This is a genomic window from Micrococcus sp. TA1, assembly GCF_014199555.1.
Lineage (GTDB): Bacteria > Actinomycetota > Actinomycetes > Actinomycetales > Micrococcaceae > Citricoccus.
Window position 1 is genome coordinate 1,677,698 of sequence record NZ_JACHNW010000001.1, and the last position, 25,379, is coordinate 1,703,076.

Here is a 25,379-nt window from a genome sequence, read left to right on the forward strand (position 1 = left end):
TAGCGGTGGGAGCACTCCCGTGCGCGGTCACGCCGGACATGCCCCGAGGTCAGCGCCGGCGACACTAGACTGCGGTCATGGCTGAGAACGAGACCGCACCGTACGCCGCCAAGACCCCGGCCCGGTACCGTACCGCGCACCTGCAGCAGGCCAAGGACGAGGGTCGCCGGTTCGCCATGCTCACCGCCTACGACTTCCAGATGGCCCAGGTGTTCGACGAGGCCGGCCTTGAGACGATCCTCGTGGGCGATTCGGCCGCCAACAACGTGATGGGCCACGCCACGACGCTGCCGATCACCATGGAGGAGATGATCGTCTTCGCCGGTTCCGTGGTGCGCGGCACCACTCATGCGATGGTCATCTGCGACCTGCCGTTCGGCTCGTACGAGGTCTCCCCCGAACAGGCCACCGCCAGTGCCATCCGGCTCGTCAAGGAGGCCGGGGTGCACGCCGTGAAGATGGAGGGCGGGATCCGGTACGCGGACCACGTGGCCATGATGACCGATGCCGGCGTGCCGGTGATGGCCCACATCGGCTTCACGCCGCAGTCCGAGAACGTCCTGGGCGGGTACCGCGTCCAGGGCCGCGGCGAGGGCGCCGCCGCGTCCATGATCCGTGAGGCCACGGTGCTCCAGGACGCCGGGGCCTTTGCGGTCCTGATGGAGATGGTGCCCGCCGACGTGGCCCGCCAGGTGGACGAGGCCCTGCGCGTGCCCACCATCGGCATCGGTGCCGGTGCCGGGACCACGGGACAGGTGCTGGTGTGGCAGGACATGCTGGGCCTGCGGGCCGGGAGGATGCCCCGGTTCGTCAAGCAGTACGCGGACCTGCGCTCGATCGTCGGCGAGGCCGCGGCCGCCTACCGCCGGGACGTGCTGGAGGGCACCTTCCCGGCCGCGGAGCACGGCTTCGAGTCCTGAGGTTCCGGTGCCCCCGGGCCCCGTCCTGCACGGACCCGGCGGGGCGGTCCGCCGGGCCACGGGGCGCGGGCGGCGGACCGCGGACTCAGTCCCGGTCGTTGGTGGGGTTGTTGTCCCAGTTGGAGTCCTCGCCCTCGCGTTCGTCCCAGCGCTCGTTGTTGGCCTGCACCTGCGCGATCGCGCCCTCGGCCTCCTCGCGGGTGGTGTAGGGGCCCAGCAGCTTCGACCAGTCCGACTGGGGGCCTTCCTCGACGGTCTTGGTGACGACGTTGTACCAGTATTCGCTCATGGCACCAGCCTAGGGTCGATCCCGGCGATCCGGGTCCGTCGGGACGGCGATAGGATCGAAACATGTCCGAAGGCTCCATGACGTCCACCCGAACCGCCACCGTCCCCGCCGGGACCGCAGCCGGCCACAACGGCCCGGCCCCCGCCGGGCCGCCTGCCGGCCAGCCCGGCTCCCTGGCGCCCGTGGGCACCCTGGCCCCGGGCGTCGTCGCCCCGCCGCTGGCCGTACCCGCCTCCATCGACCGCCCGGAGTACGTGGGGAAGGCCACCGCGGACGAGGGCAAGGGGTCGGACGTCTACGATGCCGAGGGCATCGAGAGGATCCGCGCCGCGGGGCGGCTGGCCGCCCGGGCCATGCAGGAGACGGCGAAGCACATCACCCCCGGGGTGACCACGGCCGAACTGGACAGGGTGGCCCACGAGTACCTCATCGGCCACGGAGCCTACCCCTCCTGCCTCGGCTACAAGGGATTCCCCAAGTCCATCTGCACCTCGCTCAACGAGGTCATCTGCCACGGCATCCCGGACGACACGGTGCTCGAGGACGGGGACATCATCAACCTCGACATCACCGCCTACCTGGACGGCCACCACGGCGACCACAACATGACCTTCACCGTCGGCACCGTGGACGAGGAGTCCGCCCTGCTGGTCGAGCGCACGCACGAGGCGATGATGCGGGGCATCAAGGCCGTCAAGCCGGGCCGGGAGATCAACGTCATCGGCCGCGCCATCGAGTCCTACGCCAAGCGGTTCGGCTACGGCGTGGTGCGGGACTTCATCGGCCACGGCGTCGGGCGGGAGTTCCACTCCGGACTGGTCATCCCCCACTACGACGCCGCCCCGGCGCACAACCGGCTCATGGTCCCCGGCATGGTGTTCACCATCGAGCCCATGATCACCCTCGGCTCCATCGCGTGGGACCAGTGGGACGACGGCTGGACCGTGGTCACCCGGGACCGCAGGCGCACCGCCCAGTTCGAGCACACGCTGGTCGTCACCGACGACGGCGCGGACATCCTGACCCTGCCCTGACCACGTCCCCCGTCGACACCCCTAGGAGCACTTCCATGGCGCAGCAGAGAACCGACCCTGCCACCGGGGCACACACCGCCCTCGGGATCGACGTCGGCGGTACCGGCATGAAGGGCGGGATCGTCCAGCTCGGCGCCGGCCCGGACACCGGCCAGCTGGTCGGCAAGCGGTACCGGATCCCCACGCCGAAGCCGGCCGTCCCGGACACGGTCGCCGGGGTCCTGGCCGAGATCGCGGCCGAGCTGGACTCCCGGCCCGAGGCCCCGCCGGCGACCCTGATGGCCGGCGTGTGCTTCCCCGCCGCCATCCAGAACGGGATCTGCCGCACGGCGACGAACATCGACCGGTCCTGGATCGGCACCGACGTGGACGCGCTGTTCTCCGAGCACCTCAAGCGCCCGGTGGCCACCCTGAACGACGCCGACGCCGCCGGACTGGCCGAGGTCCGGTTCGGTGCGGGCCGGGGCGTGCCGGGCACGGTCCTCGTCCTCACCCTCGGCACCGGCATCGGGGGCGGACTGTTCAGGGACGGCGAACTGGTGCCGAACCTGGAACCGGGCACCATCGAGCTCGACGGGGCGATCGCCGAGCAGCGGGCCTCGGCGTCCGCCCGCGAGCGGGACGGACTGGACTGGCCGGAGTACGCCGAGCGGCTCCAGCGCTACTTCTCCTACGTGGAGGGCATCTTCTACCCGGACCTGATCATCGTCGGCGGCGGCATCTCCAAGCGCCCCCAGGACTACCTCCCGCTGTTGCGCCTGCGCACCCCGATCGTGCCGGCCGCACTGCAGAACAACGCCGGGATCGTGGGAGCCGCACTGTGGGCCACCGACGTGATGGCCCAGTCCCCCGCCCGGGCATCCGTGCTGCAGACCGCCCGGAGGGCGGCCGACCAGGAGATCGCACGCCGGGTGGAGGCCGACCAGGCCGGCACCGGACGGAGCGCGACGACGGGCACGGGCATGGCCGGAGGGGCCCGCCAGGCGGCGGAGCGCGCGGCCGCGGCCGAGACGGTCGCGAGCGGGACGGCGGGCAAGGCCGGGAAGACCGCCCAGGGGGTCACGGCGGACAAGCCGGGCAAACAGGGCAAGCCGGGAAAGGCATCCACGGCCGTCCAGGACAAGGCGGCCCGGTTGCGGAAGAAGGCCGACAAGGCCGCGAAGCGGGCCGCCAAGGCCGAGCGCAAAGCGGCCAAGGAGGCCCAGGCCGTCCACAAGGCCATGGAGAAGGCGATCCGCCGCTCCAGTCGGTAGCCTCCGGGCTCTGCCGGCGTCACGACCGCCCCGCTGGGCCGTGGTGGCCGATGGTGGCTCCGGCTTCCCCTCCGGAACCACCATCGGCAGTCTGATGGGCCCGTCACGGGCTCCCGCGCTCAGCGGGTGAACAACCGCGGCTGCAGGGCCCTGACCGTCTCGGGCCTGTTCCCCGCCTCGCGCAGCTCCTCCACGGCACGGGCGAAGTCGTCGAGCGAGTCGAAGTCCTGGTAGACCGACGCGAAGCGCAGGTACGCCACCTGGTCCAGCCGGCGCAGGGGGTCGAGGATCGCGAGCCCCACCTCGTGGGCGTCCACCTCGGCGTTGCCGGTGGCGCGGATGGTCTCCTCCACCTCCTGGGCGAGCATGGCCAGGTCGTCGTTGGTCACCGGCCGCCCCTGACAGGCCTTGCGAACGCCGTTGATGACCTTGGAGCGGTCGAACGGCTCCGCCACCCCGGAGCGCTTGACCACGGTCAGGGCCGTGGTCTCCATGGTGGTGAACCGCTTGCCGCAGGACTGGCACTGCCGTCGCCGGCGGATGGCGGATCCGTCGTCGAGGGACCGGGAGTCCACCACCCGGGAATCCTCATGACGACAGAAGGGACAGTGCATGGACTCCCCTTCTGCAGTCGGCGGGCCCGCCGTGGGCCGTTCGGGTGAACGCCCTCATCATAATCCCACATATGGCGTCACCACAATCGGCACATCACCACATGTAGTGTTCCGGGCGGCGGGCCGGGGCGGAAGCCGGACCGGGGCCGGCAGGTCGGCCCCTCCAGCCGGTCCGGGCTCACTCCAGACAGGCCGGGCCGAGCAGCACCTTGAGGTCACCGAACAGGGCAGGGTTGGGACTGACCCGGAAGTCCGGTCCGAGCTGCATGATCTCCATGGTCCGGTTCCCCGCCAGCCTGAGCCGCACCTCCGTGGTCCCGGGGTGGGTCTTCAGCACGTCCCCCAGGGCGGAGACCACGGTCTCGTTGGCCTTGAAGGCCGGCATGGTGATGGACACCGGTCCCGAATGCCCCCCGGACAGGTCCGGGATGGTCAGCTCCTGGGCGCTGAGGGTGATCGACCCGTCGTCGCGCCGCTGGACCCGGCCCTTGATCGCGACCACCAGGTCCTCGGCCAGCATCGTGGCGATCGGGGCGTAGGCCTGGCCGAAGAACATGACCTCCATCGAGGCACCCAGGTCCTCGACCTCGCACCGGGCGTAGGCGTTGCCGGAGCTCTTGGCGATCCGCCGCTGCAGCGAGGTGATGAGCCCGGCGATGGTGACCTGCGCACCGTCCGCTGGGCCGTCGTCGGAGATGATGTGCGAGATGGACGTGTCCGCGTGCTGGGCCAGGACACCGTCCAGCCCCTGCAGGGGATGGTCCGAGACGTAGAGGCCGAGCATCTCCCGCTCGAAGGTGAGCTTGTCCTTCTTGTCCCACTCGGGCATGTCGGGGACCTCCAGCCCCAGCCCGGCGTCGGCCGCCTCTCCACCCTCGGCCTCGAGGATGGAGAAGAAGTCGAACTGGTTGTTCGCCTCCTGGCGCTTCTGGGCCACGGTGGCGTCCACGGCCTCCTCGTGGATGGCCAGCAGCGCCCGGCGCGAGTGCCCGAGTGAGTCGAAGGCGCCGGCCTTGATCATCGACTCGATGGTGCGCTTGTTGCAGACCACCGCGGGCACCTTCTTGAAGAAGTCCGGGAACGAGCCGAAGTCCCCCTTCTCCTCGCGGGCGTCCACCATGGCGGTGACCACGTTCGAGCCCACGTTGCGCACGGCGCCCATGCCGAAGCGGATGTCCCTGCCGACCGGGGTGAAGTAGAGGGAGGACTCGTTGACGTCCGGGGGCAGCACCGTGATGCCCATGCGGCGGCACTCGTTGAGGTACATGGCCATCTTGTCCTTGTCGTCACCGACGGAGGTCAGCAGCGCGGCCATGTACTCGGCCGGGTAGTGCGCCTTGAGGTAGGCCGTCCAGTAGGACACCAGGCCGTACGCCGCGGAGTGCGCCTTGTTGAAGGCGTAGTCCGAGAACGGCAGCAGGATGTCCCACAGCGCCTTGATGGCCGCCTCGGAATACCCGTGGTCGACCATCCCCTGGTGGAAGCCGACGTACTGCTTGTCCAGCTCGGACTTCTTCTTCTTGCCCATGGCGCGGCGGAGGATGTCCGCCTGTCCGAGGCTGAAGCCGGCGACCTTCTGCGCGATGGCCATGACCTGCTCCTGATACACGATCAGGCCATAGGTGGTGTCGAGGATCTCCCTGAGGGGTTCCTCGAGCTCGGGATGGATCGGGGTGATCTCCTGCTGGCCGTTCTTGCGCAGCGCGTAGTTCGTGTGCGAGTTGGCACCCATGGGCCCCGGCCGGTACAGGGCGATGGTCGCCGAGATGTCCTCGAAGTTGTCCGGCTTCATCATCTTCAGCAGCGAGCGCATCGGCCCGCCGTCGAGCTGGAACACGCCCAGGGTGTCCCCCCGGGCGAGCAGTTCGTAGGACGCCCGGTCGTCGAACGCGAGGGACTCCAAGTCCAGGTCGAATCCCTGGTTGGCCGTGATGTTCTCGAGGGCGTCGGAGATGATCGTCAGGTTCCGCAGGCCCAGGAAGTCCATCTTGATCAGTCCGAGCCCCTCGGCGGTGGGGTAGTCGAACTGCGTGATGACCTGGCCGTCCTGCATGCGGCGCATGATCGGGATGACGTCGATGATCGGCTCCGAGGACATGATCACGCCCGCGGCGTGCACACCCCACTGGCGCTTCAGCCCCTCGACGCCCTTGGCGGTCTCGAAGACCTTCGCGGCGTCCGGGTCCGTGGCGACCAGCTCCCGGAACTCCCCCGCCTCCGAGTACCTCTTGGCGTCCTTGTCCTCGATGTCCTTGAGCGGGATGTCCTTGGCCATCACCGCCGGTGGCAACGCCTTCGTCAGCGTCTCGCCCATGGAGAACGGGAAGCCCATCACGCGCGCAGAGTCCTTGAGCGCCTGCTTGGTCTTGATGGTGCCGTAGGTGACGATCATGGCCACGCGCTCGTCACCGTACTTCTCCGTGACGTAGTCGATCACCTCGGAGCGGCGGCGATCGTCGAAGTCGACGTCGAAGTCCGGCATGGACACGCGGTCCGGGTTGAGGAATCGCTCGAAGATCAGGCCGTGCTCGAGCGGGTCGAGCTCGGTGATCTTCAGGGCGTAGGCGACCATGGAGCCGGCCCCGGAACCGCGGCCTGGCCCGACGCGGATGCCGTGGTCCTTGGCCCAGTTGATGAAGTCGGCGACCACGAGGAAGTAGCCCGGGAAGCCCATGGAGATGATGACGTCGAGCTCGTAGTCCGCCTGCTTGCGCACGTGGTCCGGTACGCCGTCGGGGTAGCGGTGCTTCAGCCCCGTGGCGACCTCCTTGGTCAGCCAGCTGGTCTCGTCCTCCCCCGGAGGGCAGGGGAACTTGGGCATGTAGTTGGCGGATGTGTCGAAGGAGACCTCGCACTGCTCGGCGATGAGCAGGGTGTTGTCACACGCCTCGGGGAACTCCGAGAACAGGTCCCGCATCTGCCGCGGGGACTTCAGGTAGAACTCCGTGCCGGTGAAGGCGAACCGGGAGCCGCCCTGGTCGTAGGTGGGTTCCAGCAGGGTGGACCCGGACTGGATGGCCAGCAGCGCCTCGTGCGGCTTGGCGTCGTGCTCATGCGTGTAGTGCAGGTCGTTGGTGGCGACCAGGGGCAGGTCCAGGTCCTTGGCCAGCCGGAGCAGGTCCGGGACCACGCGCTTCTCCAGGTCGAGACCGTGCTGCATCAGCTCGCAGTAGAAGTTGCCCTTGCCGAAGATGTCGCGGAACTCTGCCGCGGCCTCCACCGCCTCCTTGTACTGGCCCAGCCGCAGCCGGGTCTGGACCTCACCGGACGGGCATCCCGTGGTCCCGATCAACCCGGATGAGTACGTGGAGAGCAGCTCCCGGTCGATCCGGGGCCACTTGGCGTACACGGAGTCCAGGGAGGCGATCGAGCCGGCCCGGAACAGGTTGTGCATGCCGGTGTTGTCCTTGGCCAGCAGGGTCATGTGCGTGATCGCACCGCCGCCGGAGACGTCGTCCCCGCGCTGGTGCTGTTCGCCCCAGCGGACCTTGGTCTTGTCCGTGCGGTGCTGCTGACCCGGCGTCAGGTAGGCCTCGAGACCGATGATCGGCCTGATGCCCGCGTCCGTCGCCTTCTTCCAGAAGTCGAAGGCACCGAACAGGTACCCGTGGTCGGTGATGGCGATCGAGTCCATGCCGAGGCGTTCGGTCTCGACGAAGAGCTCGCTGAGCTTGGCGGCCCCGTCGAGCATCGAGTACTCGGTGTGGGTGTGCAGGTGGGCGAATCCGCCGTCCCGCGAGGCCTGTCCCGTTGCCGATGTGGTCGCCGTCATTGTCCGCTCTTCCCTACTGCCCTGCTGCGTTGCCGTACAACTGATTCGTGGTGCCGTACCACCCTAGTGGCCCCGGAGGACGTCCAGGGCGTAGGCCAGGTCATGCGGGTACGGGCTCTCGTACTCGACCCATTCCCCCGTCACGGGGTGGGAGAAGCCCAGCCGGCGGGCGTGCAGCCACTGCCGGGTCAGCCCGAGCTCGGCGGCGAGCTTCGGGTCCGCCCCGTAGGTCAGGTCCCCGGCACAGGGATGGCGCAGCGCGGCGAAGTGGACGCGGATCTGGTGGGTCCGGCCGGTCTCGAGCTGCACCTCGACCAGGGTCGCCCGGCCGAAGGCCTCCAGGGTCCGGTAGTGCGTCACCGAGTCCCGTCCTCCGTCGAGGACGGCGAACTTCCAGTCGTGACCGGGGTGACGGCCGATCGGCGCGTCGATGGTGCCGTTCAGGGGGTCCGGCAGTCCCTGCACCACGGCGTGGTAGGTCTTCTTCGGGGTCCGGTCACGGAACGCGTCCTTCAGGGCGGTGTAGGCCCGCTCGGACTTGGCCACCACCATGACACCGGAGGTGCCCACGTCCAGCCGGTGCACGATGCCCTGCCGCTCCGGTGCCCCCGACGTCGAGATCCGGTACCCGGCACCCGCCAGGCCGCCGACGACGGTCGGCCCGACCCAACCCGGCGACGGGTGGGCGGCCACGCCCACGGGCTTGTCCACGACGACATAGTCCGGGTCGTCAGCCAGGATGGTCAGGTCCTCCACGATCTCCACCTTCACCTCGAGCGGGTCGGTCTCCTCGGGCACGTCCACCACGAGTTCGGTTCCCGCGACGGCCTTCGCCGACTTCTGCACGGTCTGCGCACCGGACGCCGCGCCGGTGCGGCGCTGCGTCACCCGGCCGTCGGCACACCAGGCGCCGGCCTTGGTGCGGGACACCCCGAGGGCGCGGGCCAGGACCGCATCCACCCGCCGGCCGACGTCGGCCGGGCCGGGGACGACGACGGCCGGGCCGGGCAGGGGTCCGGGTGCGGTATCAGTCACGGTCCTCCCCCGGGGCCGCCGGGCGAGGGGCCTGGGCGGGCTCCCGCGTCCCGTCGAGCCGGCGGCCGGTGAACATCAGCAGCACGATGCCGATCATCGAGCAGACGATCAGCGAGTCGGCGATGTTGAAGATGGCGAAGTTGGGCAGGGCGATGAAGTCCACCACGTGGCCGACGCCGAAGGCCGGGGGCCGCAGCAGGCGGTCGGTGAGGTTGCCGAGCACTCCACCGAGCAGGCCGCCCAGGGCCAGGGCCCAGGCGGTCGAGCGGACCCGGAACAGCAACACCACCACGAACACCGCCACCGCCGCCTGGATGATCGTGAAGACCCAGGTGTGGTCCTCGCCGATCGAGAAGGCCGCCCCGGGGTTCCGGATGAAGTGCCAGCGCAGCAGCGGGGGCAGGACGTCGATGACCTGCCCCTCGGCCATGGTCGTCTCCACCCAGCGCTTGGTCAGCTGGTCCAGGACGTAGCCCACGGCCAGGACCAGCACGGCGATCCAGCCGCGGCGACGCCTCGGGGTTCGTTCCGCGTCCGGATGCGCCGGGACGGTCGGTTCGGTGTCGGTCACGCGGTGGGGTCTCTCGGATCGGCGGGAACGGGGGAACGGGGGGCCGCGACGGGCAGAGACGCGGGGCCGGCCACGGTCCTCCCGTGGCCGGCCCCGGATCCGGTCTGGATCTGCCGGCGTGAGCGGTGGGCCGTCGGGACGGCCCGCACCGGTCAGCTGGTGGCGGTGACCTCGTCCTGGATCGGGCCCTGGCTCTGCAGGTCGCGCAGCTGACCCTCGATGTAGGCCTTCAGCCGCGCACGGTAGTCGCGCTCGAAGCCCTTGAGCTGCTCGACCTTGCGCTCGAGCACGGACTTCTTCTCCTCCAGCTCGGCCAGCGTCTTCCGGGACTTCTCCTGGGCGTCGTTGACCAGGCCGTCGGCCTCGGACTGGGCGTCGGCGATGATCTGCTCGCGCTTGGCCTCGCCCTCGGCGACGAAGTCGTCGTGCAGCTTCTGGGCCATGGCGAGCACGCCGGCGGCCGAGGTGGCGACGGCCTCGCGGCCACTGTCCGCGGCGGGTGCGGCCGGTACGGCGGTGGTCGGCGTGTCCGCGGTCGCAGCCGGCGCGACGGCCGGCACCGCCTCGATGACCTCGTCCGAGTCCTTGGCCGCGGGCACGGAGGCGGCCGGCTTCTGGCTGGTGCCGGTGTCCTCGGTGGAGGCCGCCTCGGCGACAGGGGTGGACGGGGTGCCTGCGGCGGCCTCCTGGACGGAGGTGCCGGTGGCGACGGTCCCCTCGTCCTCCGCGTCCTCGGCGGAGACCGGGGCGGGAACGGTGGACCCGGAGGCACCGCCGGACTGGAGCTCGGCGACCTTGCGACGCAGTTCGTCGTTCTCCTGGTTCAGCCGGCGCAGCTCGACGACGATCTCGTCCAGGAAGTCATCGACCTCGTCCTGGTCGTATCCCTCGCGGAACTTGGTCGGCTGGAACCGCTTGTTCACAACGTCTTCCGGCGTCAGTGCCATGTGGTCACCCCAATACTTGTCAGGTCTGCCCGCGGAGGGGCAATGGTCGTCCCGTGGCGCCACGCCACGGCTTCTCCGCGCACGAGGGCCACACTGCAGTTCAGGCTACCACCGGTGTCCCGGCCGGGACTTCGGCACCAGCCGGCCACGGCGCAGGTCCGGCGGGGGTCAGGCGAACGAGCCGACGGCCAGGGCCCCGACCACGGACTTGAGCAGCACGACGACCACGAACAGCACGAGGAAGGCGATGTCCAGCCCGATCCCGCCCAGGTTCAGCGGGGGGATCTTGGACCGCAGCCACCGCAGCGTCGGATCCGTCACGGTGTAGACGGTCGAGGCGACCACGAGGATGAACCCCTGCGGGCGCCAGGCCCGGGCGAAGGACTGGACCACGTCGAAGACGATCCGGACCAGCAGCAGGAACTGGAAGATCGCCAGGACGAGGTAGAGGAGGGAGAAGATGAGGGTCACGGCAGCCTATTCCACACCATGTCGGGTCCGGGAGGGGTCACTCCCCGACGGGTGTCAGCTCTGGTTGAAGAAGTGGGCCTGGTCCTCGGTGCCGGAGGAATCCTCCCCGAGGACCTGGATGTGGGCCGGCGTCAGCAGGAACACCTTGTTGGTGACGCGCTCGATGGAACCGTGCAGCCCGAACACGAGGCCGGCGGAGAAGTCCACCAGCCGCTTGGCGTCGGCCTCGCCCATGTCCGTCACGTTCATGATGACCGGGATGCCGCCACGGAACGACTCCCCGATGACCTTGGCGTCGTTGTAGGAGCGGGGGTGCACGGTGGTGATCTGACGCACGGCAGGGGCATCCTCACGGGAGTGGGCGGCACGCTTGATCGGGGTCACCGGTGCGCGGTACTCCCGTTCCGCCACCGGGGCCGCTGCCACCCTGCTCGGCTGGGGGCGCTCCGGGCGGCTGTCCTCGTCCCAGTCCTCGGCGGCGTCGGCACGATCGTCATGATCCGTGCGGTCGGAGACCTCGCTCCGGTCGGCACGCTCGTGCCGACGGGACTCCGTGGCCCGCTGCTCTTCCTCGTACTGCTCGTCGCCATCGGCGAGCCCGAGGTAGATCATGGTCTTCTTCAGTGCACCAGCCATCGAAAATCCTCACCGTGTGGAAGCCGCCCGGCCTGCTGCCGGCCCTGCGGAGATCTGCCGTCCTGCGGACACTATCGAGGTTAACCCACGGGCGCACGGGGCCCGAGGACATCGGTTCCCACCCGAAGGTGTGTCGCTCCCGCGGAGATGGCCTGCTCCAGGTCCTGGCTCATTCCCGCGGAGATCCACGTGGCCTCGGGGTACGTTCCGGTCAGTGCGGCCGAGAGTTCCGCCAGCCGCGCGAAGGCAGGGGCGGGGTCCAGGCCCAGGGGGGCCACCGCCATCACGCCGCGCAACCTCAGGCCGTCGGCCGCCGCGATCCGGTCGGCCAGGGCCCCCACCGCGGCGGGGTCGACACCGCCGCGGGCGCCGATGCCGGCCGGACGGTCCTGTTCGGGCCGCGGGTCCAGGTCGACCTGGACCAGGCAGTCCAGCGGATCCCGTTCCTGCAGTCCGGATTCCGCGCGCCTGGCCTGTTCACGCCCCATCGCCGCGGAGAGGGCGTCCACGAGTGACTCCCGGTCGACCGAGTGCACCGCGGAGGCATAGCGCACCAGGTACTTGGCCTTGTTGGACTGCAACTGGCCGATGAAGTGCCACCGCACCGGGGCCGCGGGACCGTCCGGGGCCTGCACCCCGGTCAGCCGCTCCGTCTCGGCCGCCTTGGCGCGGGCCTCCTGGTCCCGGTTCTCGCCGACATCCCGCACGCCGAGTGCGGCCAGCCGGGCCACGTCCTCGGCCGGATGGAACTTGGTTACGACGATCAGCGTGGGGACGTCGGAGCGTCCCGCTGCGCGCGTGGCCTCCTCGACCCGGTGGCGCACGGTGGTGAGACGGGCCGCGAGCTCCCGTCCGCGGGCGTCGTCGGCCCGGCCGGGCCCCGGCCCCTGCTCCACCCCGCTCACGCCGCACCCTCCCCGGTGCGCCAGACGACCCCGGCGAATCGGCCCTCACCCGGTGCGCGGCGGTGGGAGAACAGCCGCCCGTCCTCGAAGGTGCACCGGTCATCGCGGTGCACCGTCACGCCGAGCCGCTCCAGTACGGCGACCGCGCCCGCCGGAAGGTCCAGCGCGGGCGTTCCCCAGGAGGTGGTCGAGTCCGCGGCCGGGATCCTCGAGGCGCCGTCACGGCGCATGTCCTCGGGGACCTCGTAGCACCGGCCGCAGATGCCCGGCCCCACCCAGGCCTCGATCTCACCGGGCGCGCTCCCGGCGCCGGAACCCCGCAACCGGTCCACGGTGGCCTCCAGCACGCCGTCGAGCAGTCCGCGGCGTCCGGCATGGGCGACCGCGGTCGGCCCGGTCAGGTCCACGCCGCCCGGGGGGCGGGAGGCGAAGACGACGGGCAGGCAGTCTGCCACCATGACGGCCAGCGGGTCCTGCCCCGTCGGACTGACCAGGGCGTCGGCCTCCTCGGCGGGGCCGCTGCGTGCACCCCATCCGTTCCCGGTCGCCTCGACGACGCGCGCGGAGTGCACCTGGGTGAGGTACTCGGTGCGCCCCGGCGCCACGCCCATCTCCCGCTCCAGCCGGGTCCTGGCCTCGGACACGGGCCCAGGACGGCCGGGGTATTGCGCCGTCGTCCCACCGGAGACATGGAACGCGAGGTTGCCGGTGCCGACCCCGGTGAAGCCGATGTGCAGACCGGGAGACGGCGAGACGCGGAACACGAACGGCCCTCCGGTCACTTCAGGAAGTCGGGAACGTCCAGGTCGTCACGGCTGCCGCCGGACAGGTCGGGCTCCACGACGGTGGGTAGGTCCTGCTGGGCTGCCGGTTCGGCGCGGTAGCCGGACGGCTCCGCGGCGGGCTGGGCCGGCACGGGGACCGCCACCGGGGCGGCCGGGAGTGACTGGCTGGGCACCGGCTGCGGGGCGGCCTGCTGGCCCTGCGGGCGGGTCCCGGTGCCGTAGGCCCCCGCCGGCGCGGAGGTGGCGTCGACCCGGTCGAAGCCCGCGGCGATGACGGTGATGCGCGCCTCGTCGCCGAGGGCGTCGTCGATGACGGCACCGAAGATGATGTTGGCCTCCGGGTGCGCCACCTCCTGGACGAGGCGGGCCGCCTCGTTGATCTCGAACAGGCCGAGGTCGGAACCGCCCTGGATGGACAGCAGCACGCCGTGGGCACCGTCGATGGAGGCCTCCAGCAGCGGCGACGCGATGGCCAGCTCGGCGGCCTTGACGGCACGGTCCTCGCCCTGGGCGGAGCCGATGCCCATGAGTGCCGATCCTGCACCCTGCATGACGGACTTGACGTCGGCGAAGTCGAGGTTGATCAGGCCCGGGGTGGTGATCAGGTCGGTGATGCCCTGGACGCCGGAGAGCAGCACCTGGTCGGCGGACTTGAAGGCGTCCAGGACCGAGACGTTGCGGTCGGAGATGGACAGCAGCCGGTCGTTCGGGATCACGATCAGGGTGTCGACCTCGTCGCGCAGGGCATCGATGCCGGACTCGGCGCTGGTGGCCCGGCGCCGGCCCTCGAAGGTGAACGGACGGGTCACGACGCCGATGGTCAGGGCGCCCAGCGAGCGGGCGATGCGGGCGACGACCGGCGCGCCACCGGTACCGGTGCCGCCGCCCTCGCCGGCGGTGACGAAGACCATGTCGGCCCCGCGCAGGACCTCTTCGATCTCCTCGGCGTGGTCCTCGGCGGCCTGGCGGCCCACCTCCGGGTTCGCCCCGGCACCCAGTCCGCGAGTCAGCTCCCGCCCGACGTCCAGCTTGACGTCGGCGTCACTCATCAGCAGCGCCTGGGCATCGGTGTTGATGGCGATGAACTCCACGCCGCGGAGTCCCACGTCGATCATGCGGTTCACGGCATTGACGCCGGCGCCGCCGATGCCGACGACCTTGATGACGGCCAGGTAGTTCTGGGGTGCTGCCACGGTGTTTGTCCCTTGTTCGGTGTCTGTCTGTCTGCTGTCCGGCCTGCGCCCCGGACGCCCATCGGACGCCGCAACGCCCTCCGGGTGGCTTAACGTTCAGGTTGAAGGTTAGTGTTATGTCAACCTGTGTTCTGGGTGAAACGTTATGGTGCCGACGCGGATCGCGCAAAGACCCGCTCCCGCGTGTCGCCCTCGCGCGCCCCGAGGAGCCCTCCGGCAGGGTCCGCTCATCGCGTCACCGGGTATTCCGGGATCGAGACGTCGAACTCCTCGACCGGGTCCGCCTCGTCCTGCGGGACCTTCAGCAGGGCCCCCAGGACCTGGGCCTTCCGGTCCCCGTGCTCGGCGTTGCCCCAGAGCACGGTGCGCCCGTCCTCGAGCGTCAGGGTCACGGAGTCCACCGTCTGCGCCGAGGCGGAGTCCATCCGGTTGCGGATGGGGTCCGGCAACGAGCCCAGGACGGTCGTGATCGCGTCGAAGACCTCGGGATCGGTCAGGTCGGCGGCATCGGAGACACTGGGCAGCCGGTACCGTTCGGCCTCCTCCGCCCCCAGGGTGGCGACGGCCTGGCCCTGGGCCGAGTACAGCACCCGTTGATCCCCCTGCGGCACCTGGGCGACCGGTTGGTGCTCCACGACCTCCACGACCAGCGACGCGGGCGGTTCCGCCCGGACCCTGACCTCCTCGACCGCGGGTTCACCCGCCAGCCGCTCCGCGACGGTCCGCTGGCCCACCTGCGGCAGGGGCACTCCGTGCAGGGGCTGCACCAGCGCCTCGGCCCGTTCGCGCGGCAGCAGGTCGGTGCCCGTGACCGTGATGGTGCGGATGGCCAGCAGGGGGGAGAAGTACAGGACCGCCCCGAGCACGATCAGGAGCACCAGGCCCGCCGCGCCGACCACGCGCCACAACCGGACCCGCCGGCGCCGGGCCTGCTCGGGCGTCTCCGGGAAGGCCAGGACGTTGTCGTCATCCGCGGTCATCACGTCGGTCGTCGTGGAGGTCTCCGGGCCGGCGTCCGTCCTATCGTCCGCCATCGAGGGTTTCCTCGTCGCGATCCGCCAGCGCCGCCAGGATCGCCCCGCCCTGGGCCGTGACGTCCCCGGCGCCCATGGTGAGGATGACGTCGCCGGGACGGGCCGCGGCGACCAGGCCGGCCACGCCGGCACCGGCGTCCTCCGGGACCTCCCCGGAACCGGGCAGGAGGGTGGACAGGTGCCGGGTGATCAAGGTCGAGTCGACCCCGGCGATCGGCTCCTCCCGTGCCGCGTAGACGGGCAGGACACGCACGCCGTCGGCGGCCGAGAGCGCCTGCGCGAAGCCGTCCGCGAAGTCGCGGGTGCGCGAGAACAGGTGGGGCTGGAAGAGCACGTGGACCCGGTGCCCGCCTGCCACCGAGCGCCCGGCGGCGATGGCCGCCGCCACCTCGGTGGGGTGGTGCGCGTAGTCGTCGAAGACGCGGACGCCGGCACGCTCGCCCCGGAACTCGAACCGACGCGCGGTGCCGCGGAAGGCCTCCAGGCCGCCGGCAGCGTCCTCGGCCTCCAGGCCGGCGTAGTGGGCGGCGAGCAGGACCGCGGCGGCGTTCAGCGCGTTGTGACGGCCCGGGACCGCCAGTTCCACCTGAGTGGAGCGTCCGCCGGCCCAGCGGAAGGTGACGCGTTGCCCGGTGCCCCCGGCCGTACCGGCCAGATCGCTGTCCGTCAGGACGAGGTCGTCGCCCCGTCCGGGCTCCGAACCGTAGGTGACGACACGGGGCGCGGGCCGGCCGGCGGCCGCCTCGGCGCGGACCCACTGGGCCAGGGCCAGGGCCCCGGGGTCGTCGGCACAGGCCACCAGCACGCCGTCCGGGGGCAGCAGCAGCGCGAAGTCGCGGAAGACCTGCACCACGGCGTCGGCGGAGCCGTAGAAGTCGAGGTGGTCGGCCTCCACGTTCGTCACGATCGCGATCTGCGGCCGGTAGTTCAGCAGCGTGCCGTCGGACTCGTCGGCCTCGGCGATGAACCACTCCCCCGCGCCGGCTCGCGCGTTGGTCCCCAGGCCGGCGACGGCGGCGCCGACGGCGAAGGTCGGATCGGCGCCGGCGCGGGTGAACGTCATCGCCGCCATCGAGGACGTGGTGGTCTTGCCGTGCGTGCCGGCGACCGCGAGCACCCGGTGGCCGGCCATCGCCGCGGCCAGCCCCTGGGAACGGTGCAGGACGGGCACGCCCCGGGCGATCGCGGCGTCGTACTCGGGGTTGCCCGGGCCGGCGATCGACGAGGCCACGACGGTGTCCACGCCGGCACCACCCGCCCGCTGGGCCACCCGGTCGAGGTTCCGCGCGTCGTAGCCGACGAACACCGCGGCCCCGGCGGCCTCGAGCTCGTGCATCACCGGCAGGTCCTTGGCGTCGGTCCCGGAGATTGGCACCCCCTGCTGCTGCATGATCCGCGCGATGCCGGACACGCCGACACCGCCCAGGCCCAGGAAGTGGACCCGGCCCAGGGCGGCCAGCGACGGCGCCATGGGCCGCACCGGGGTGGTCTCGTCGGTCGGTCGGGTCATCGGGGTCCTCCTGCGGCGTTCAGGACCAGGCGCGCCATGGCCTGGTCGGCATCCCGGATCCCCAGCGCGGCGGAGGCGGCGGACATCCGCTCCAGCCGCCCGGCGTCCAGGGCCAGGGGAATGAGTTCTCGGCGGACCCAGTCCGCGGTGAAGGACTCGTCCTTCACCAGGACGGCTCCCTGCGCCGTCACCAGCCCGCGGGCGTTGAGGGCCTGCTCTCCGTTGCCGATCGGCAGCGGGACGAACACGGCGGGCAACCCCACGGCGGCCAGCTCGCAGACGGTGCCGGCACCCGAGCGGGCGACGATGAGATCGGCCGCGGCGTAGGCCTGCTCCATGCCCTCCAGGTACTCGACCTGGTGGTATCCGGGCGAGGCGACCGGGTCGCCGTCGGGCCCCAGGACCTGCTTGCCCCGGCCGGTCAGGTGCAGGACCTGCAGTCCTGCGCCGGCGAGGGCCGGGAGGGCCGCCGCGATCGTCCGGTTGACGTTGAGGGCGCCCGAGGACCCGCCGGTGACCACCACCGTGGTGGCGGAGGGGTCCAGGCCGAGGGCCCGCCGGGCCGGCTCGCGGGCCGCCTCCCGGTCGAGGGCGGAGATCTCCCGGCGCATCGGCATCCCCACGTGCAGGGCGCCCGGCAGCACCGTCTCGGGGAAGGCGGTGGCCACGGCCGCGGCGCGGCGGGCCCCGACGCGGTTGGCCAGCCCGGCGCGGACGTTGGCCTCGTGGATGACCACGGGCACCCGGCGCCGGGCGGCGGCCAGGTACACGGGGGTGGAGACGTAGCCGCCCACCCCGACCACGACGTCGGCGCGGCGCCGGTCGAGGATGTCACCCGCCTGTGCCACGGCCCGCCGGAAGCGGGAGGGCAGGCGGACCAGGTCCATGGTGGGACGGCGGGGCATCGGGACCCGGTCGATGGTGTCCAGCGCGTAACCGGCGGCCGGGACGAGACGGGTCTCCATACCGGAGGCGGTGCCCACCATGGTGCAGTGCACCGCGGTGGGATGGCCGCCCTCGGTCGCGGTCTCCTCGAGGGCCCGGGCGATGGCGAGCATGGGGCTGATGTGGCCGGCCGTACCGCCGCCGGCCAGGACCACGTTCAGGGTGTCGGGCATCAGTGCGCCTCCTTCGTGTCGGGGCGGGTGTCCACGGCGGGGCCGGTGCCGGCTCCGACGGCCCGGCCCGCCCGGTGCTGTTCGCGGGCGAAGGCCAGGACCACGCCGACGGCCGCCAGGACGAACGTCAGGGAGGATCCGCCGTAGGAGATGAACGGCAGGGGCACGCCGATGACGGGCAGCAGGCCGGTGACCATGGAGATGTTGATGAATGCCTGGCCCACGATCCAGGCCAGGATGCCGCCGGTGCAGATCCGGATGAACACGGAGTCGGTGCGCCGCGCGACCCGGAACATGCCGACGGCCAGTCCGGCGAAGAGCGTGAGCACCAGCAGGGCGCCGACGAGTCCGAGCTCCTCGCCGAGGATGGTGAAGATGAAGTCGTTCTCCGCCTCGGGGATGTAGCTCCACTTCTGCCGGGACTGGCCCAGCCCGAGTCCCCACCAGCCACCGGAGGCGAGGGCGTACAGGCCGTGCTGGGGCTGGTAGCACGGGTCGGTGGCGAAGTCGCAGTTGCCCAGCCAGGCCTGGATGCGCACCGTGCGGTTGGCCGAGACGAGGGCCATGATGATCGCGCCCACCGCGGCCACGGCTCCGGCCACCGCGAAGTAGAGCAGCCTCGTGCCGGCCAGGAACAGCACGGCTGCCACGACCAGCATGATGACCATGGCGGTTCCCAGGTCCCGGCCGATCATGACCAGGCCGAGGAGGATGGCTCCCACCGGGAAGAGCACCGGCACGACGGAGTGCTTGAGCTGGCCGATGAGCCGGCCCTTGCGTTCGAGCACGGCGGCCGCCCAGAGGGCCAGGGCCAGTTTCGCCGCCTCCGAGGGCTGTCCCGTGGCCGGTCCGACCTTGATCCAGTTGCGGTTGCCGTTGACCTCGTGGCCCAGGGGCGTCAGGACGAGCATCAGCAGCACGATGGCGATGACCAGCGCCGGCCAGGCCAGCCGGCGCAGTCTGTCCGTGCTCAGCCGGGAGAGGAAGACCATCACACCCAGCCCGACGGCGGCGAAGACGGCCTGGCGGATGAACAGGTCATAGGATCCGGTCGTCTCTCCGATGTTCTCCACGGAGGAGGAGGACAGCACCATGATCAGTCCGATCACGGTCAGCGCGAGCGTGCAGCCGAGGATGAGGAAATAGGATGACGCCGAGCCTTCGCCCTCCAGGAAGGACCACATCCGCCGCCACCAGTGCGCCGGGCCGCGGCCGCCACGACGCGTGCTCCCCGGCCGAGGCCCGGAGGCCGGCCCGGCGCCGCGGGCCGCGCGGCCACCGGCCGCACGGGCGGAGGGGGTACCGGAGGCGGACGGGGCCGCGCCGGTCCCCGGACGGGGACGCCGGCCCCTGGCGGGACCCCGGGTACGGCTCAGGGGCCGTTGGGGGGTGGTCACCATGGGTGGGCTCCTTAGCTGCTCAGCCCCTTGTGTTCCATGAGGCGGGCGACGGCGTCGATGAAGGCGTTTCCTCGGTCTGCGTAGGACGTGAACTGGTCCATGGACGCCGCCGCGGGCGCCATGAGCACGACGTCCCCGGGCCGGGCCACGGCATCGGCCTCCCGGACCGCGGCGTCCATGGCCCGGTGGCCGTCCGAGGGATCCCCTCCAGTGTCGCGTACCGCCGTCGACAGGACCGGGACGTCGGGTGCGTGTCGCTGTACGGCACCTGCCAGTTCGCTGGGATCCGCCCCGATGAGCACCACGGCGCGCAGGCGGTGGGCGTGGCGGGAGACCAGGTCGTCGTAGGTCACGCCCTTGGGCAGTCCGCCGGCGATCCACACCACGTCGGTGAAGGCGGCGAGTGAGGCGTCCGCGGCGTGGGGGTTGGTCGCCTTGGAGTCGTTGATCCACAGCACGTCGTCCGCCTTGGCCACGAGCTGGATGCGGTGCTCCCCCGGTCGGTAGGCACGCAGCCCGTCCCGGACGGCCTCCGGCGGCACGCCGATGGCCCGCACGAGGGCGGCGGCCGCCAGGGCGTTGGCCACCTGGTGCCGGGGCGCGATGGGCCCGAGGTCCTCGAGGTGTCCGAGTTCCAGGGCCTGATGGGCCCGTTCGTCCAGGAAGGCCCGGTCCACGAGGATGCCGTCGACCACGCCGACCATGGACAGTCCGGGCGTGTCCGTGGTGAAGGACACCGCTCGGCACCCCTCCTGGACGTCGGCCTGCTCGACCATCCGCATGGTCTCGGGCTGGGCCTCGTTGAAGATGCACGCCTCGCGGGTGTGCTCGTAGATCCGGGCCTTGTCCGCGCAGTACGCCGCGAAGGACCCGTGCCAGTCCACGTGGTCCTCCGCCACGTTCAGCACGGCAGAGGCGGCCGGCTCGATGTGGTGGGTCCAGTGCAACTGGAAGCTGGAGAGCTCCACGGCGATCACGTCCCAGCCCTCCGGATCCCGGATCGCGTCCAGGATGGGGGTGCCCACGTTCCCGCAGGCCACCGCCCGCAGGCCGGCCGCGAGCAGCATGGACTCGACCATGCCCACCGTGGTGGTCTTGCCGTTGGTCCCGGTGACCACGAGCCAGTCGGCCGTCTTGCGTCCCGCGCGTTCGCGGACCCGCCAGGCCAGTTCGACGTCGCCCCAGACCGGGACGCCGGCATCCGCGGCCGCGGCCAGCAGCGGCTGGTCCGGGCGCCATCCCGGGGAGGTGACCACGAGCTCGGCGGGAGACCCGCCGACGTCGGGAAGGGACCGCGCGTGGTCCTCGCCCAGCAGGACCTCCCGGACCCCGACGATCCTCAGGGTGTCCGCCCGGGCACGGTTCTCCGGGCTGTCCCGGCCGTCCACGACCACGACGTCGGCCCCGAGCTCGGCCAGGGTGTCGGCTGCGGAGAACCCGGACAGGCCGAGGCCGGCCACGACCACCCGCAGTCCGGACCAGTCCGCGTCCCACGTGGTCAGGTCGTCGAGCCGGGGATGACCGGCGGTGCTCCCGGCCGTCATCGGACCAGCACCCACTCGCCGTAGAAGAGGGATACGCCGAGGACCACGCAGAGCAGGCCGATCAGCCAGAACCGCACGACCACCGTGACCTCCGCCCAGCCCTTGAGCTCGAAGTGGTGCTGCAGCGGCGCCATGAGGAACACGCGCTTGCCACCGGAGAGCTTGAAGTAGCCGACCTGGATGATCACGGACAGGGTGATGAGGACCATCAGCCCGGCCAGGATGATGACGAGCAGTTCGGTGCGGGACAGGATGGCGAACCCGGCCAGGGCCCCACCGAGGGCCAGCGATCCCGTGTCCCCCATGAAGATCTTCGCCGGCGAGGTGTTCCACCACAGGAAGCCCATGAGCGAGCCGGTGAGGATCGCCGCGAGCATGGCGAGGTCCAGCGGGTCACGGACCTCGTAGCAGCCCGGCGTCGCCCCGGACGTGGAGCACGCCTGGTTGGACTGGAAGATGGTGATCAGCATGTAGGCGGCGGTGATCATGGCGGTGGCGCCGGTGGCCAGGCCGTCCAGGCCGTCGGTCAGGTTCACCGCGTTGGTGGTGGCCGTGGTGATCAGGTTGGACCAGACCACGAACAGGATCAGACCCATGACCGGGCCGGCGAAGGCCAGGTCGATCGGCAGGTCACGCACGAAGGAGATGGACGTCGAGGCGGGGGTCAGCCCGCGCCCGTCCGGGAAGTTCAGGGCGAGGACCGCGAAGGCGGTGCCCACCACGCCCTGCAGGACGATCTTCGCCCAGGGCGTCAGTCCGAGGGAGCGCTGGTTGGAGATCTTGCTGAAGTCGTCCAGGAACCCGACCAGTCCCATGCCGGCCATGAGGAACAGCAGGGTCATCGCCGAGGCGGTGGGCCCGGCGTTCTCCAGTCCGAGGCCACCCAGGATCCAGTGCGTCAGGAAGTAGGCCACCACGGTGACCACCACGAACACGGCCCCGCCCATGGTCGGGGTGCCGCGCTTGGTCTTGTGGGTGGTCGGTCCGTCATCGCGGATGAACTGTCCGTATCCCTTCCTGACCAGGAAGCGGATGAACAGGGGGGTCCCCACGAGCGTCAGGACCAGCCCGAGCAGACCACCGATCAACAGGCCTATCACTGGCGCTGCTCCTTCCGGCTTCCGGCTCCCGGCTCCGGGCTGGCCGGGGCCAATGCTAGTCGATCCCCGAGGTCCCCCAGGCCGGCGCCGTTGGAGGACTTGAACAGCACCACGTCCCCGGGCGCCAGTCGACGCCGGAGCAGTTCCTCGGCCTCGTCGACGTCCTCGGCGAAGTCGATCTCGTCCCCCCAGGAGCCCTCGTTGACGGCGGAGGTGTAGAGCGGTCGGGCACCGCGGCCGACCACCACGAGCTGGTCGATGTTCAACCGGACCACGGCCGTGCCGATCGCGGTGTGCTCGGCGATGCGGGCGTCGCCCAGTTCGAGCATCTCCCCCAGCACGGCCCACGTCCGGCGCCCCGTGGAACGGCCGATCATCGCCAGCGTCTTCAGGGCGGCCCGCATGGACTCCGGGTTGGCGTTGTACGCGTCATTGATGATCGTCACCCCGTCCGGCCGGTCGGTGCGCTCCATCCGCCGGCGGCTCGTGGCTCCCGCCCCGTCGAGGGCGGCGGCGATCCTGCCGGCCGGCAGCCCTGCGGCATGGGCGGCCGCTGCGGCGGCGGCGATGTTCGTGGCGTGGTGCCTGCCGATCAGTCCGGAGACCACGTGATGGGCCTCGGCTGCGGTGCCCGCACCCAGTCGCAGGTCGAACTCGGGGTGCTGCCCCTCGGTGGTGGTCAGGTTCGCGGCCAGGGCGGAGAAGTCGGCGGTGCCGTCGGCCACGTCCGCGTCGACCAGCGGGAAGCTGCCGTCCTCGGTGGAGAACCAGGCCAGCCGGGCGGAGGTCCGGTCCACCATCGCGGCCACCCGGGCGTCGTCACGGTTCAGGACGGCCACGCCGTCCGCCGGCAGCGCCTCCACCAGTTCGCCCTTGGTCCGGGCGATGTTCTCCACGCCGCCGAACTTGCCGGCGTGGGCGCTGCCGACCATCAGGACCACACCGATGTCCGGGCGGACCATGTCCGCCAGGTACTCGATGTTGCCGATCCCGTCGGCACCCATCTCGACCACCAGGTAGCGGGTGTCCAAGTCGGCCCGGAACACGGTCAGCGGGACGCCCACCTCCCCGTTGTAGGAGCCCTGCGGGGCCACGGTGGGACCGTCGGTGCCCAGGATGCCCGCCAGCAGGTCCTTCGTGGTGGTCTTGCCCGCCGACCCGGTGATGCCGATGACGGTGGTCGGCGAGTGCTCGCGGATTCGGGCGACGATGAACGCCGCCAGCCGTCCCATGGCCAGGACCACGTCGTCGACGATGACGGCCGGGTCGGCCTGTCCCCCGGCGTCGGCGGTCTCGCGCTCGGCGAGCACGAGGGTGGCGCCGGCGGACCGTGCCGCCGGGATGAAGTCGTGCCCGTCGGCCTGCTCGCCCGGCTTGGCGATGAACAGGGTCCCCGGAGTGACCTCGCGGGAGTCGGTGGTGGCTGCGCTGACCAGCAGGTCAGGGGACGCCGAGGCGGTGAGGACGCCCCCGGTGGCCCCGGCGATGGCGGAGGCGGTGAGTTCGATCATGACCCGTCAACTTTACGTGCAGCCTCGGGGGAAACCGGGGAGGGACCGTGGCCGTGCCGGGCCAGGGCGTCCCGCAGCTCGACGCGATCGTCGAGCGGGATGTCCACTCCGTCCATGTCCTGCACGGTCTCATGGCCGCGGCCGGCGAGCAGGACGGTGTCGGCCGGTGTGGCCAAGGACACGGCCAGCTCGATCGCGTCCTGGCGTGGCGCCGACTCGTGCACCTGGACGGTGCGGCCGGCCGCGGCCGCCGTCCGCACGCCCTCGTGGACCCCCTGCAGGACCTCGGTCCTGATCCCGGCCGGGGGCTCGGTGTGCGGGTCGTCGTCCGTGACGATCACGACATCGGCCCACTCCGCGGCGATCCGGCCCATGCCCGGGCGCTTGGCCCGGTCCCGGTCACCGGTCGCCCCGAAGACCAGGATCGTCCGCCCGGTGTCGTTTCCGGTGGCGCGCCGTGCCTCGCGGACCGATTCGAGGGCGCGGACCATCCCGTCGGGGTTGTGCGCGAAGTCGACGATCGCGTCCGGGGCGCGGCCGACGACCTCCATGCGCCCGGGCACGGCGGTGGCGAAGGGGCCCTCCCCCACGGGTGCGTCGAGCACCGCGGCGATCCGGTCCCAGTCCGCCGGCGGCCGGGACTCCAACACCATCACGGCGGCCAGGGCCGCATTGGCGACGTTGAACCGCCCGGGCAGTCCGGTGGAGCCGGTGACGTCCCGCCCGGAGGCGGCGTGCCGCAGCGTGAACCGGTGGCCCATGCCCTCCGCGACGAGGTCCGTGACGGTCCAGTCGCCGCTCAGAGGGCGGCCCCCGTGGTCGGCCGCGGGGCCCAGGGCCACGGTCACGACCGGACAACCGGCCTGTGCGGCCATCCTGGTCCCCCACGTCTGCCCGTCGGCGTCGGGCGCATCCGGTCCGCCGTCGAGGGTGATCACGGCACGGTCCGTGCGGCCGGCGTCGAACAGTCCGGCCTTGGCCCGGAAGTAGTCGTCCATGGAACCGTGCAGGTCCAGGTGGTCCTGGGTGAGGTTGGTGAACCCGGCCACCGCGTAGTGCAGTCCCGCGATGCGCCGGTAGCTGACCGAGTGCGAGGACACCTCCATCACCGCCGAGGAGACGTCCTCCTGGCGCATCAGGGCCATCAGGGCGTGCAACTGGGTGGACTCCGGGGTGGTCAGGGTGCTGGGGACCACGCGCTGGCCGGCCCGGATCTCGATCGTCCCGATCATGCCGGTGGTCTCCCCGAGTGCGCCCAGCAGCGCCGTCAGGAAGTAGTTCGTGGTGGTCTTGCCGTTCGTCCCGGTGATCCCGTACAACCGGGGCCCGGCCCCGATGTTGCCGTACACGGCCGCGGCGGCCGGCCCGACGGCGTCGCGCACGTCCTCCACGATGAGCACCGGGATGCCGGCGGCGGAGGCGGCGGCGCAGAGCCGGGCGCCCTGTCGGTCCGTCAGGATGCCCCGGGCACCGGCGGCGACGACCGTCCCGGCGAACTCCGCGCCGTGCCGGGAGGCCCCCGGGACGCCGGCGTAGAGGTCGCCCGGCCGGACCATCCTCGAGTCCATGGTGACACCGGTGGGACCGGGACGGTCCGCGGTGCTGCCGACGACGTCGGCGGGCTGGCCCGCGCGGTCCAGTCCGGCGAGCAGCTCATCCCAGCGCATCGGCTCGATCTCGGCGGGTCGGAAGGCCGCGTCCTGCGCGGCGGGAGAAAGTGGTGTGGTCATCCGGGGT

The 25,379-nt window shown here is 71.4% G+C and carries 21 protein-coding genes and 1 pseudogene; 3 read left to right on the top strand and 19 right to left on the bottom strand.

The features are described 5' to 3' along the window. Positions 1–77: 77 nt before the first annotated feature. Complete coding sequence (gene panB / locus GGQ69_RS07310; RefSeq protein WP_183526525.1) at positions 78–920, top strand: 3-methyl-2-oxobutanoate hydroxymethyltransferase; 843 nt, start codon at positions 78–80, stop codon at positions 918–920. A gap of 85 nt (positions 921–1,005) precedes the next feature. On the opposite strand, the gene GGQ69_RS07315 is transcribed toward panB, so the two are convergent. Further along, the gene (locus GGQ69_RS07315; protein ID WP_183526528.1) at positions 1,006–1,209 is read right to left on the bottom strand and encodes an SPOR domain-containing protein; all 204 of its coding nucleotides are present in this window, start codon (positions 1,207–1,209) and stop codon (positions 1,006–1,008) included. A 77-nt stretch (positions 1,210–1,286) separates the two neighbouring features. On the opposite strand from GGQ69_RS07315, the gene map reads away from it, so the two are divergent. Both map and ppgK read left to right on the top strand, forming a co-directional pair. Further along, positions 1,287–2,243, top strand: a complete 957-nt coding sequence (gene map, locus GGQ69_RS07320; protein ID WP_255459442.1) for a type I methionyl aminopeptidase — start codon at positions 1,287–1,289, stop codon at positions 2,241–2,243. Between the two features lie 35 nt (positions 2,244–2,278). Further along, positions 2,279–3,070, top strand: a pseudogene (gene ppgK, locus GGQ69_RS16480) (polyphosphate--glucose phosphotransferase); the annotation flags it as partial. Positions 3,071–3,615: 545 nt separating this feature from the next. On the opposite strand, the gene nrdR reads toward ppgK, so the two are convergent. The 18 genes from nrdR to GGQ69_RS07415 all read right to left on the bottom strand — a co-directional run bounded on the left by nrdR (position 3,616) and on the right by GGQ69_RS07415 (position 25,372). After that, positions 3,616–4,110, bottom strand: coding sequence for a transcriptional regulator NrdR (gene nrdR / locus GGQ69_RS07330; RefSeq protein ID WP_029139032.1), 495 nt, complete (start codon positions 4,108–4,110; stop codon positions 3,616–3,618). 178 nt (positions 4,111–4,288) lie between these two features. Next, positions 4,289–7,882, bottom strand: coding sequence for a DNA polymerase III subunit alpha (gene dnaE / locus GGQ69_RS07335; protein WP_183526537.1), 3,594 nt, complete (start codon positions 7,880–7,882; stop codon positions 4,289–4,291). A 63-nt stretch (positions 7,883–7,945) separates the two neighbouring features. Further along, positions 7,946–8,893 (bottom strand): RluA family pseudouridine synthase, encoded by a 948-nt coding sequence (locus tag GGQ69_RS07340; RefSeq protein WP_183528406.1) that lies wholly within the window; start codon positions 8,891–8,893, stop codon positions 7,946–7,948. A 16-nt stretch (positions 8,894–8,909) separates the two neighbouring features. Continuing rightward, positions 8,910–9,488: a signal peptidase II gene (gene lspA, locus GGQ69_RS07345; RefSeq protein ID WP_010143373.1), complete on the bottom strand. Its 579-nt coding sequence runs from the start codon at positions 9,486–9,488 to the stop codon at positions 8,910–8,912. Positions 9,489–9,640: 152 nt separating this feature from the next. Then, positions 9,641–10,435 carry a DivIVA domain-containing protein gene (locus GGQ69_RS07350; protein ID WP_183526540.1) on the bottom strand — a complete coding sequence of 265 codons (795 nt, stop codon included), beginning with the start codon at positions 10,433–10,435 and terminating at the stop codon, positions 9,641–9,643. Positions 10,436–10,603: 168 nt separating this feature from the next. Beyond that, positions 10,604–10,906, bottom strand: coding sequence for a YggT family protein (locus GGQ69_RS07355; RefSeq protein WP_183526543.1), 303 nt, complete (start codon positions 10,904–10,906; stop codon positions 10,604–10,606). A 54-nt stretch (positions 10,907–10,960) separates the two neighbouring features. Further along, positions 10,961–11,542 carry a cell division protein SepF gene (locus tag GGQ69_RS07360; protein ID WP_183526546.1) on the bottom strand — a complete coding sequence of 194 codons (582 nt, stop codon included), beginning with the start codon at positions 11,540–11,542 and terminating at the stop codon, positions 10,961–10,963. Between the two features lie 80 nt (positions 11,543–11,622). Then, positions 11,623–12,447, bottom strand: a complete 825-nt coding sequence (locus tag GGQ69_RS07365; protein WP_183526549.1) for a YggS family pyridoxal phosphate enzyme — start codon at positions 12,445–12,447, stop codon at positions 11,623–11,625. Next, a complete protein-coding gene (locus tag GGQ69_RS07370) occupies positions 12,444–13,229 on the bottom strand; it encodes a polyphenol oxidase family protein (protein ID WP_183526551.1) in 786 nt (261 codons plus the stop codon). Before GGQ69_RS07370 ends, GGQ69_RS07365 begins: the two co-directional genes overlap by 4 nt. Next, positions 13,226–14,425: a cell division protein FtsZ gene (ftsZ, locus tag GGQ69_RS07375; RefSeq protein WP_010143379.1), complete on the bottom strand. Its 1,200-nt coding sequence runs from the start codon at positions 14,423–14,425 to the stop codon at positions 13,226–13,228. The genes GGQ69_RS07370 and ftsZ overlap by 4 nt, the downstream gene beginning before the upstream one ends. 227 nt (positions 14,426–14,652) lie before the next feature. After that, positions 14,653–15,459, bottom strand: coding sequence for a cell division protein FtsQ/DivIB (locus GGQ69_RS07380; RefSeq protein ID WP_183526554.1), 807 nt, complete (start codon positions 15,457–15,459; stop codon positions 14,653–14,655). Continuing rightward, positions 15,446–16,969, bottom strand: a complete 1,524-nt coding sequence (murC, locus tag GGQ69_RS07385; RefSeq protein ID WP_183526557.1) for a UDP-N-acetylmuramate--L-alanine ligase — start codon at positions 16,967–16,969, stop codon at positions 15,446–15,448. The genes GGQ69_RS07380 and murC overlap by 14 nt, the downstream gene beginning before the upstream one ends. After that, on the bottom strand, positions 16,966–18,087 hold the full coding sequence (gene murG / locus GGQ69_RS07390) for an undecaprenyldiphospho-muramoylpentapeptide beta-N-acetylglucosaminyltransferase (RefSeq protein WP_183526560.1): 1,122 nt from the start codon (positions 18,085–18,087) through the stop codon (positions 16,966–16,968). The genes murC and murG overlap by 4 nt, the downstream gene beginning before the upstream one ends. After that, on the bottom strand, positions 18,087–19,487 hold the full coding sequence (gene ftsW / locus GGQ69_RS07395) for a putative lipid II flippase FtsW (protein WP_255459443.1): 1,401 nt from the start codon (positions 19,485–19,487) through the stop codon (positions 18,087–18,089). The genes murG and ftsW overlap by 1 nt, the downstream gene beginning before the upstream one ends. Before the next feature lie 11 nt (positions 19,488–19,498). After that, complete coding sequence (gene murD / locus GGQ69_RS07400) at positions 19,499–21,031, bottom strand: UDP-N-acetylmuramoyl-L-alanine--D-glutamate ligase (protein WP_183526563.1); 1,533 nt, start codon at positions 21,029–21,031, stop codon at positions 19,499–19,501. Further along, positions 21,028–22,131 carry a phospho-N-acetylmuramoyl-pentapeptide-transferase gene (mraY, locus tag GGQ69_RS07405; protein WP_183526565.1) on the bottom strand — a complete coding sequence of 368 codons (1,104 nt, stop codon included), beginning with the start codon at positions 22,129–22,131 and terminating at the stop codon, positions 21,028–21,030. The genes murD and mraY overlap by 4 nt, the downstream gene beginning before the upstream one ends. Then, complete coding sequence (gene murF / locus GGQ69_RS07410) at positions 22,128–23,642, bottom strand: UDP-N-acetylmuramoyl-tripeptide--D-alanyl-D-alanine ligase (protein WP_183526567.1); 1,515 nt, start codon at positions 23,640–23,642, stop codon at positions 22,128–22,130. The genes mraY and murF overlap by 4 nt, the downstream gene beginning before the upstream one ends. Beyond that, complete coding sequence (locus GGQ69_RS07415) at positions 23,639–25,372, bottom strand: Mur ligase family protein (protein WP_183526570.1); 1,734 nt, start codon at positions 25,370–25,372, stop codon at positions 23,639–23,641. Before GGQ69_RS07415 ends, murF begins: the two co-directional genes overlap by 4 nt. Positions 25,373–25,379: the final 7 nt, after the last annotated feature.

Excerpts from the sequence above, each read along its gene's own strand:
- panB (WP_183526525.1), top strand. The coding sequence starts at position 78 with ATGGCTGAGAACGAGACCGCACCGTACGCCGCCAAGACCCCGGCCCGG.
- GGQ69_RS07315 (WP_183526528.1), bottom strand. The coding sequence starts at position 1,209 with ATGAGCGAATACTGGTACAACGTCGTCACCAAGACCGTCGAGGAAGGC.
- map (WP_255459442.1), top strand. The coding sequence starts at position 1,287 with ATGACGTCCACCCGAACCGCCACCGTCCCCGCCGGGACCGCAGCCGGC.
- nrdR (WP_029139032.1), bottom strand. The coding sequence starts at position 4,110 with ATGCACTGTCCCTTCTGTCGTCATGAGGATTCCCGGGTGGTGGACTCC.
- dnaE (WP_183526537.1), bottom strand. The coding sequence starts at position 7,882 with ATGACGGCGACCACATCGGCAACGGGACAGGCCTCGCGGGACGGCGGA.
- GGQ69_RS07350 (WP_183526540.1), bottom strand. The coding sequence starts at position 10,435 with ATGGCACTGACGCCGGAAGACGTTGTGAACAAGCGGTTCCAGCCGACC.
- GGQ69_RS07360 (WP_183526546.1), bottom strand. The coding sequence starts at position 11,542 with ATGGCTGGTGCACTGAAGAAGACCATGATCTACCTCGGGCTCGCCGAT.
- GGQ69_RS07380 (WP_183526554.1), bottom strand. The coding sequence starts at position 15,459 with ATGGCGGACGATAGGACGGACGCCGGCCCGGAGACCTCCACGACGACC.
- murC (WP_183526557.1), bottom strand. The coding sequence starts at position 16,969 with ATGACCCGACCGACCGACGAGACCACCCCGGTGCGGCCCATGGCGCCG.
- murG (WP_183526560.1), bottom strand. The coding sequence starts at position 18,087 with ATGCCCGACACCCTGAACGTGGTCCTGGCCGGCGGCGGTACGGCCGGC.
- ftsW (WP_255459443.1), bottom strand. The coding sequence starts at position 19,487 with ATGGTGACCACCCCCCAACGGCCCCTGAGCCGTACCCGGGGTCCCGCC.
- murD (WP_183526563.1), bottom strand. The coding sequence starts at position 21,031 with ATGACGGCCGGGAGCACCGCCGGTCATCCCCGGCTCGACGACCTGACC.
- murF (WP_183526567.1), bottom strand. The coding sequence starts at position 23,642 with ATGATCGAACTCACCGCCTCCGCCATCGCCGGGGCCACCGGGGGCGTC.
- GGQ69_RS07415 (WP_183526570.1), bottom strand. The coding sequence starts at position 25,372 with ATGACCACACCACTTTCTCCCGCCGCGCAGGACGCGGCCTTCCGACCC.